The organism is Kitasatospora aureofaciens, from assembly GCF_019192735.1.
Classification (GTDB): Bacteria; Actinomycetota; Actinomycetes; order Streptomycetales; family Streptomycetaceae; genus Kitasatospora; species Kitasatospora aureofaciens_A.
In genome coordinates, this window is record NZ_JAHTKP010000026.1 from 24,296 (window position 1) to 34,565 (window position 10,270).

The following is a 10,270-nucleotide window of genomic DNA, read 5'->3' on the forward strand; positions in this document are numbered from 1 at the left end:
GTCTGGTCAGCGGTCGGTCAGACGGCCGAGCTCGTGGTCGATGAAGGCGAAGACCTCGTCCGCGCTCGCTGCTTCGAGTCGCTCCGCAATGGCGTCCTCGGCATTCTCCGCGTCGGAGTTTCGCAATTTCTCCAGCATTCGGCGCAGTCGGAGCGCCACCGCGTTCCGGGTCGCCCCGTCGGTGTCCCCGTCCGCCAGGGCCGCGTCGAGGCGGTCGAGTTGGGCGAGCAGCGCGGCGCCGTCCGCGGCCTCCTGCTCGTCGAGGAGTTCCCCGAGGAGGTGCGCGCCGAGGACGGCGGCGCTGGGGTAGTCGAAGACGAGGGTGGCCGGGAGGCGCAGGCCCGTGACGGCGGTGAGGCGGTTGCGCAGCTCCAGGGCCGTGAGGGAGTCGATGCCGAGGTCGTGGAAGTCTCGGTCGGCGGCGACGGCCCGCGGCGAGGCGTGGCCGAGGACGGCGGCGGCCTCGGTACGGACGAGGTCGACGACGTGCCGCGCCCGGTCGGTCGCGCGCAGCTCGCGCAGGCGGGCGGCGAGGGCCGCGACCGTCCCGGTCCTGCCGCCGGTGGACTCCGCCGCCCGGCGGGCGCCTCGGACCAGTCCGCGCAGCAGCGCGGGCACCGTGCCCGGCATCCTGGCCGGGCCGGCGGCGCGGCCGATCGGCACGAGGTAGGGCTCGTCGATGCCCATGGCGGCATCGAGCAGGGCCAGCCCGTTCTCTTCCGTCAGCGGCGGAACGCCGGAGGAGCGGATGCGGTGCAGGTCCGCCTCCGAAAGCGCCCCCGTCATACCGGCGGTGGGCACCCACGCGCCCCAGCCCAACGACTGGGCGGGCAGGCCCTGTTGGCGGCGCCACTGCGCCAGCGTGTCCAGGAACACGTTCGCCGCCGCGTAGTTGCCCTGGCCGGCGCTACCCATCACACCCGAGATCGACGAGAACAGCACGAACGCCCGGAGGTCCTGACCCTTCGTCAACTCGTGCAGATTCCACGCAGCATCCACCTTCGGCCGCAGGACCGCCGACAACCGCTCCGGGGTCAGCGACGTGACCACACCGTCATCCAGAACGCCCGCCGTATGGACCACGCCCGTGACAGTCCGGCCCGACAAGGCCTCCGCCAGAGCGTCCCGGTCCGCGACATCACACGCCACGACCTCGACCGACGCGCCCAGCTCCTCCAACTCGGCCACCAACGCGCCGGCGCCACCACGCCGGCTCAACAGCAGCAGATCCCGTACACCGTGCACGACCACCAGATGCCGGGCCACCAGGCGGCCAAGACCACCCGTGCCGCCAGTGACCACCACCGTCCCCGAGCCCCAGCCCGAGGACGACTCACCGCCGGGCACCCGGGCCAGCCGGCCCACCCGGACGGAATCACCCCGGACCACGAACTGGAAATCACCACCGCCCAGTTGAGCGGAGAGAACGGGGAGTGCGGCCATGGCGTCCGGGTCGTGCTCGACATCGAGCAGGGCGAACCGGCCCGGGTTCTCCGCCTCGGCCGCCCGCACCAGACCCCACACCGCACCGCCGACGAGATCCGACACCTCGTCCTCGGCGTCGGCCTTCACGGCGCCCCGGGTCACGAACACCAGCCGGGAATCCGCGAACCGCCCGTCCGCCAACCACTCCTGCACCAGGCCCAACGCCCACGCCGTCGCCTCGTGCACAGCCTCCGGCGTTTCTCCCTTCGGCACCGGGACGAGCACGAGATCCTCTGCCTCGTCCAGCGACGCCAGGTCCACACCCAGCGTCACCGCCCGCACAGGCTCAAGCGCACGCGACGGCGTGGGCACCCAGTCCAGACGCAGCAGCGAGCCCGCCACACCGGTGGCCTGGGAGACGGCGGACGGCTCGCCCAAGGTCAGCGACTCCGCCGACAGCACCGGCCCGCCCGCCGCGTCCACGACCTCGACCGACACCGCGCGCTCACCGACCCGGGCCACGCGCAGGCGCACCACGGCCGCGCCCGTCGCGTGGAGTGCCACCTCGCGCCAGTCCGTGGGCACCAGCCGCTCGCCGTCGTCCGGTCCGGTCAGGCCCGCCACCTGGACGGCGGCCTCCAGCAGCGCCGGATGCAGCCCGAACGGCGCCGCGTCCTCGACCCGGCCCGGGAGGACGGCCTCGGCGAACACCTCGCCGCCCCGCTGCCACACCGCGTGGAGCGTGCGGAACGCCGGGCCGTGGTCCAGCGGGTCGTGGCAGCTCTCCGGGTCCACGGCCACCGCGTCCTTCGGCGGCCAGACGGAGGCGTCGAAGTCGGCCGTGCGCTCGCCGGTCGCCAGCGTTCCGGTGGCGTGGCAGGTCCACGGTCCGTCCGGCGCGTCCTCCGACGCGCTCTCCGACGTGTCCTCCGGCCGGGCGTAGCAGCTCACCGGGCGTGTCCCGGCGTCGTCCGGAGCCCCGACCACGAGCTGGACGACGACCGCGCCGTCCTCGGGCAGCACCAGCGGCTCGGCGAGCGTGAGCCGCTCGACCCGGTCGCAGCCCACCTGGTCCGCCGCCCGGACAGCCAGCTCCAGGAACCCGGTGGCAGGGAAGACGGCGACGCCGCCCGCCCGGTGGTCGCCCAGCCACGGCTGCGCCTTCAGCGACAGCCGGCCGGTGAGCAGCACGCTCGCGGAGTCGGCCGGCGCGACGACCGCCCCCAGCAACGGGTGCCCGGCCGGCCTGAGGCCCGCGCCGGTCACGTCGCCCGTGCGGGCGGCCTGGGCGGGCCAGTAGCGCTCGTGCTGGAAGGCGTAGGTGGGCAGGTCGATCCGGCGGGCGCCGGTGCCGTCGAACAGCCGGGCCCAGTCGACGGGCACGCCGACGACGTGCAGGCGGGCGAGCGCCGCGAGCAGGCTGTTTTCCTCCGGCCGGTCCGCGCGCAGCGTCGGGGCCACGACGCAGCCCGCCTCCTCGGCGAGGCTCTGCTCGGCGAGCGCGGCCAACACCCCGCCGGGGCCGAGCTCCAGGAAGTCCGTGGCTCCGGCCGCGCTGAGGGTGCGGATACCGTCGGCGAAGCGGACGGCCTCGCGGACGTGGCGCACCCAGTAGTCGGGGGTGCGGAGCTGGTCGGGGCCGGCGAGGTCGCCGGTGAGGTTGGAGACGATCGGGAGGGTCGGTTCGGAGAAGGTGAGGCCGTCGAGGAGCGTGCGGAAGTCGTCCAGGATCGGGTCCATGAGCGGCGAGTGGAAGGCGTGCGAGACGCGCAGCCGGGTCCTCCTGCGGTCGCCGAAGTGGGCCTCGATCGCGGCGACGGACTGTTCGGTGCCGGAGACGACGACCGAGGAGGGGCTGTTGACGGCGGCGATCGAGACGAACTCGCCCAGCAGCGGCAGGACTTCGTCCTCTGTGGCCTCCACCCCGAGCATCGCACCGCCGGACGGAAGGGCCTGCATCAGGCGTCCACGGGCCGCGACCAGCGCGCAGGCGTCGGCGAGCGAGAACACTCCCGCGACGTGAGCTGCGGCGATCTCGCCGATCGAGTGGCCGGCGACGAACTCCGGTTGTGCGCCGAGGGATTCGACCAGCCGGTAGAGCGCCACCTCGACCGCGAACAGCCCGGCCTGGGCGTGCGCCGTCTGGTTCAGCAGGTCCTCGTCCTCACCCCACACGACGCTGCGCAGCGGCTGCTCCAGGTGCTCGTCCAGCCCCGCGCACAGCGCGTCGAACGCCTCCGCGAAGACCGGGAAGCGGGCGTACAACTCCCGTCCCATCCCGAGCCGTTGCGAGCCCTGACCGGAGAAGAGCACGGCGGGCCTCCGCTCGCCGGCCACCCCCCGGGCCACCTCGACGCCGTCCAGCAGCACCGCGCGGTGCCCGAACCGCGACCGCCCCGTCAGCGAGAAGCCGACGTCCAGCGGCGACCCGACCGATCCGGCGAGCCGGGCCAGCTGGGCGTCCAGCGCCGCCTCCGACGCGCCCGACACCACCCACGGCACCACGCCCGACGCGAGGGCAACCTCCGTGACGGGATCCTCCGCCGACGTCGCCTGCTCAAGGATCACGTGCGCGTTCGTCCCGCTGATCCCGAACGAGGACACCCCCGCGCGCCGAGGGTGTCCGGCCTCCGGCCACTCCCGCGCCTCCGTCAGCAGTTCGGCCGCGCCCGCCGACCAGTCGACGTGCGAGGACGGCGCGTCCACGTACAGGGTCTTCGGCAGCACGCCCGCGCGCATCGCCTGCACCATCTTGATGACGCCCGCGACACCGGCCGCCGCCTGGGTGTGGCCGAGGTTCGACTTCACGGACCCCAGCCGGAGCGGACGATTCGCCGACCGCTCCTGCCCGTACGTCGCCAGCAGCGCCTGCGCCTCGATGGGGTCGCCCAGGGTGGTACCGGTGCCGTGCGCCTCGACCGCGTCCACCTCGGCGGGCGACAGCCCGGCGTTCGCCAGGGCCTGGCGGATCACGCGTTGCTGGGACGGACCGTTCGGCGCGGTCAGACCGTTGGAGGCGCCGTCCTGGTTCACCGCTGAGCCGCGCACCACCGCGAGCACTCGGTGCCCGTTGCGGCGGGCCTCCGAGAGCCGTTCGAGCACCAGCACGCCGGCGCCCTCCGACCAGCCGGTCCCGTCGGCGGCGTCGGCGAACGCCTTGCACCGGCCGTCGGACGCCAGCCCGCCCTGCCGGGTGAAGCCGAGGAAACTCATCGGTGTGGACAGCACGGTCACGCCTCCGGCCAGGGCGAGCGAGCACTCACCGCTGCGCAGGGACTGCGAGGCGAGGTGCATGGCCACGAGCGAGGAGGAGCACGCGGTGTCGATGGTGAGCGCGGGGCCCTCCAGACCGAAGCAGTACGAGACACGGCCCGAGATCACGCTGTTGGCCAGTCCGGTACTCGCGTGGCCCTCCACCTCGTCCCGCGAGTTCATCACCAGCGAGGCGTAGTCCTGCCCGGTCGTGCCGACGAAGACGCCGGTCCGGCTGCCGCGCAGCGTCGTCGGGTCGATGCCCGCCCGCTCGATCGCCTCCCACGAGGTCTCCAGCAGCAGCCGCTGCTGCGGGTCCATGGCCAGTGCTTCGCGCGGCGAGATCCCGAAGAAGGCGGCGTCGAAGTCGCCCAGGCCGGAGAGGAAGCCACCCTGACGGGTGGCGCTGACGCCGTGGCCGGCGCCGAAGAGCGCGTCCAGGTCCCAGCCGCGGTCGGTCGGGAAGTCGGAGATGCCGTCACGCCCGTCGACCAGGAGCTGCCACAGCTCCTCGGGGGTTCGCACCCCGCCGGGCATCCGGCAGGCCATGCCGACGATCGCGATGGGTTCGCCGGCATCCGCGCCGAGCGCGGCGGCCGGGGTGCTTGCGTCGGCGCTCTCGTCGAGGAGTTCCCCGAGGAGGTGCGCGGCCAGGGCGTCCGGGGTCGGGTAGTCGAAGACCAGAGTGGCCGGGAGGCGGAGGCCGGTCACCGTGGTGAGCCGGTTGCGGAGCTCGATCGCGGTCAGGGAGTCGACCCCGAGGTCACGAAACTCCCGCCCAGGAGCTACCGCTTGGGCGGAGGCGTGGCCGAGGACGGCCGCGGCCTCGGTGCGGACGAGGTCGACGACATGCCGCAGCCGGTCGGTCTCGCGCAGCTCGAACAGGCGGGTGGCGAGCGCGGTCACGGTCCCCGAGCCGACGGCGGAAGCCGTGCGACGGCCGCCGGGCATCAGGGCGCGGAACATCGTCGGCACCTCACCGCGCGGACGTGCCCCACCCGCCAGGCGGCCCATCGGCACGAGGTAGGGCTCGTCCACAGCCATCGCCGCGTCGAGCAGGGCCAGGCCGTTCTCCTCGGTCAGCGGGGGGACGCCGGACGAGCGGATGCGGTGCAGGTCCGCCTCCGACAGCGTCCCCGTCATACCGGCGGTGGGCACCCACGCGCCCCAGCCCAACGACTGGGCGGGCAAGCCCTGTTGGCGACGCCACTGCGCCAGCGTGTCCAGGAACACGTTCGCCGCCGCATAGTTGCCCTGACCGGCGCTACCCATCACACCCGAGATCGACGAGAACAGCACGAACGCCCGGAGATCCTGACTCTTCGTCAACTCATGCAGATTCCAAGCGGCATCCACCTTCGGCCGCAATACGGCCGACACCCGCTCCGGCGTCAACGAGGTCACCACACCGTCGTCCAGAACGCCCGCCGCGTGCACCACACCCGTGACGGTGCGACCCGACAGCGCCTCCGCCAGCGCCTCCCGATCCGCGACATCACACGCCACGACCTCGACCGACGCGCCCAGTTCCTCCAGCTCCGCCACCAACGCGCCCGCACCACCACGGCGGCTCAACAGCAGCAGATCCCGAACACCGTGCACGACCACCAGATGACGGGCGACCAGACGGCCAAGACCGCCGGTGCCGCCGGTGACCACCACCGTCCCCGAACCCCAGCCCGAGGCAGGCTCGCCACCCGAGGCGCGGGCCAACCGACCCACCCGCACGACCCCGTCCCGAACCACCAGCTGCGACTCACCCACAGCCAGCACCGCATCCAGCGGCAACTCACCGTCCGTGTCCACCAGCACGAACCGGCCCGGGTTCTCCGACTCCGCAGCCCGCACCAGACCCCACACCGCACCGCCGACAAGGTCGGTCACCTCGTCCCCGGCCGAAACCGCGCCCCGCGTCACGAACACCAGCCGCGAACCCGCGAACCGCCCGTCCGCCAACCACTCCTGCACCAGACCCAGCGCCCACGCCGTCGCCTCGTGCACGGCCTCCGGCGTCTCACCGCCCGACACGGGCACCACCACAACATCCGGCACCGCATCGGCCACCTCGGCCAGCGACGCCACCTCCACACCCAGCGTCACCGCCCGCACAGGCTCAAGCACACGCGACGGCGTGGGCACCCACTCCAGCCGCAACAGCGACCCGACGGCACCGGCGCCCGCCGTCGCGGCGGCCGGCTCGCCCAGCACGACCGCCTCCGCCGACAGCACCGGCGCGCCCGCCGCATCCACCACGGCCAGCGACACCGTGTCCGCACCCGTCCGCACCAACCGAGCCCGCACCACCGACGCACCCGAGGCATGCAACGACACCCCCGACCACGCCACCGGCACCAGCCCACGACCCTCCGCCCGCACCACCGCCGCCAACAACGCCGGATGCACACCGAACCCCGAAGCCTCACCCACCAGTTCACCCGGCAGCACCGCCTCGACGAACGTCTCGTCACCACGCCGCCAGAGCCCTGCGCCGTCCGCCACCGCACCCTTCGGCGGCCAGACCGCCGCGTCGAAGTCGGCGACCCGCGCTCCCGTGGTCAGCACCCCGGAGGCGTGCTCGGTCCAGGGTTCGTCGAGCGGTCCGTCCGGGCGCGAGAAGAACGTCACCGTCCGCGCGCCCGCCTCGTCCGGCGCACCGGCCCGGACCTGCACCATCGTGCCGCTGCCCGCGCCCAGGGCGAGCGGCTGCGTGAGGGCGAGCCGCTCGACCCGGTCGCGTCCGACGTGGTCGCCGACCCGGATCGCCAGCTCCAGGAATCCGGTCGCCGGGAAGACGCCTTCGCCGTCGGCCTCCCATTTCGCCGCTTCGCGCGACAGCCGGCCGGTGAACACGATGCTGTCCGACCCGGCGAGCGGGACCGCCGCCCCGAGCAGAGGGTGGTCCGCCGCCAGCAGCCCGGCGGAGGCGACGTCGCCGGCGCCGCCGGCCCGGGTCGGCCAGTAGTGCTCGTGCTGGAAGGGGTAGGTGGGCAGGTCGACGGGCCGGGCACCGGTGCCGTCGAAGAGCCGCGCCCAGTCGACCGCGCCGCCGGCCGCGTACAGCCGGGCCAGGCCGGCGACCAGGGCGTGCTCCTCCGGCCGGTCGCGGCGCAGCAGCGGGACCACCGGGTCGTCGGTGTCCTGGTTGACCAGGGCCGCCAGCAAGCCGTCCGGTCCCAGCTCCACGAAGGCCGAGGCTCCGGCCGCGCGCAGGGCGCGGACGCCGTCGGCGAAGCGGACGGTCTCCCGGACGTGGCGCACCCAGTACTCCGGAGTGCGGAGCAGCTCCGGGGCCGCGAGTTCGCCGGTCACGTTGGAGACCACTGGGATCGAAGGCGCGTGGTACGCAAGCCCGTTGAGGACGTCCCTGAAGTCGTCGAGCATCGGGTCCATCAGCGGCGAGTGGAACGCGTGCGAGACGCGCAGCCGGGTGGTCTTGCGGTCCGCGAAGTGCGCCTCGATCGCCGCGACGGCCTCCTCGGTGCCGGAGACGACGACCGACGACGGCCCGTTCACGGCCGCGATCGAGACGAACTCACCCAGCAGCGGCAGGACTTCGCCCTCGGCCGCCTGCACGGCGAGCATCGCGCCACCGACCGGCAACGCCTGCATCAGTCGCCCACGGGCCGCCACCAGCACGCAGGCATCCGCCAGCGAGAACACCCCGGCCACGTGCGCCGCCGCAACCTCGCCGATCGAGTGCCCGGCCACGAACTCCGGCCGCACACCCAGCGATTCGGCCAGGCGGAACAACGCCACCTCGACCGCGAACAACCCCGCCTGGGCATAGGCGGTTTGGCTCAGCAGCTCGTCATCCGAGCCCCACACAACGCCGCGCAGCGACCGGTCCAAGTGCGTGTCCAACTCCGCACACACCGCGTCGAACGCCTCCGCGAACACCGGGAAACGGGCATACAACTCCCGTCCCATGCCCAGTCGTTGCGACCCCTGCCCAGAGAACAGGAACGCCGTCGACCGCTCCACCGCAACCCCGCGAGCGATCTCCGCGCCGTCCACCAGCACCACCCGGTGCCCGAAGCACGACCGCCCCGCCAGCGACAGCCCGACGTCCGCCGGCGATCCGCCGAACCCGTCGAGCCGGGCCAGCTGCGCGTCCAGCGCCGCCTCCGACTTCGCCGACACGACCCACGGCACCACACCCGGCGCAACAGCCGCCTCACCCGCGACGGCCTGCTCGACCGGCGCCTGCTCGACGATCACGTGCGCGTTCGTCCCACTGATCCCGAACGACGACACCCCCGCCCGCCGGGGACGCTCGTCCCCCGGCCACTCCCGCGCCTCGGTCAGCAGCCGCACCTCGCCCGCCGACCAGTCCACCCGCGAGGACGGCGCGTCCGCGTACAGGGTCTTCGGCAGCACACCCGCACGTATCGCCTGCACCATCTTGATCACGCCCGCGACACCGGCGGCCGCCTGGGCGTGCCCGAGGTTCGACTTGATCGACCCCAGCCACAGCGGCCGACCGGCCGGCCGCCCCTGCCCGTACGTTGCCAGCAGCGCCTGGGCCTCGATCGGGTCGCCGAGCGGCGTCCCCGTCCCGTGACCCTCGACGACGTCCACCTCCCCCGCCGACAGCCCGGCAGCGGCCAGCGCGGCACGGATCACCCGCTGCTGCGACGGCCCGTTCGGCGCGGTGAACCCGTTGGACGCACCGTCCTGGTTCACCGCCGACCCGCGCACCACCGCGAGCACCCGGTGCCCGTTGCGGCGGGCGTCCGACAGCCGCTCCAGCACCAGCACGCCGACGCCCTCGGCCCAGCCCGTCCCGTCGGCCGCGTCCGCGAACGCCTTGCACCGGCCGTCGGACGCCAGCCCGCCCTGCCGGCTGAACTCCAGCAGCGAGCCCGGCGTCGCCATCACGTTGACGCCGCCCGCGACCGCCAGCGTGCACTCGCCCGCCCGCAGCGCCTGGGCGGCCCAGTGCAGGGCGACCAGGGAGGACGAACAGGCGGTGTCGACCGTCACCGCCGGGCCCTCCAGGCCGAGGGTGTAGGAGAGGCGGCCGGAGAGCGCGGCGGCGGCAATGCCGGTGCCGATGTCGCCGGTGGCGTCCGCCAGGGAGCGCACCAGCAGGTAGGCGTAGTCCTGGCCGTTGGTCCCGAGGAAGACGCCGGTGCGGCTGCCGCGCAGCGTCGTCGGGTCGATGCCCGCCCGCTCGAACGCCTCCCAGGAGGTCTCCAGCAGCAGCCGCTGCTGCGGGTCCGTCGAGACGGCCTCGCGGGGCGAGATCCCGAAGAAGTCCGCGTCGAAGCCGGACACCGAGTCGAGGAAGCCGCCGCGCCGGGAGACGCGGGTGCCGCGCTCGTCGGTGCCGGCGTCGTGCAGGGCGGTGAGGTCCCAGCCGCGGTCGGCCGGGTAGTCGCCGGTGGCGTCGGTGCCGGAGGCCACGAGGTCCCACAGGTCCTCGGGCGAGCCGACTCCGCCCGGGTACCGGCAGCCCATGCCAATGATGGCGACGGGTTCGGTGGCGGCGGCCAGGAGTTGGCGGTTCTGCCGCCGCAGCCGTTCGGTCTCCTTCATCGAGGACCGGAGAGCGGCGACAACCTTGTCGTGGGGCGTGGTCATGGGGGCTCCG

Annotated in this window: 1 protein-coding gene; it reads right to left on the reverse strand. The window is 73.8% G+C overall.

Features of this window, described 5'->3' with window-relative positions; translation table 11 throughout:
• Positions 1 to 6: 6 nt before the first annotated feature.
• On the reverse strand, positions 7 to 10,260 hold the full coding sequence (locus KV557_RS23780; RefSeq protein WP_218203488.1) for a type I polyketide synthase: 10,254 nt from the start codon (positions 10,258 to 10,260) through the stop codon (positions 7 to 9).
• Between the last annotated feature and the right edge of the window lie 10 nt (positions 10,261 to 10,270).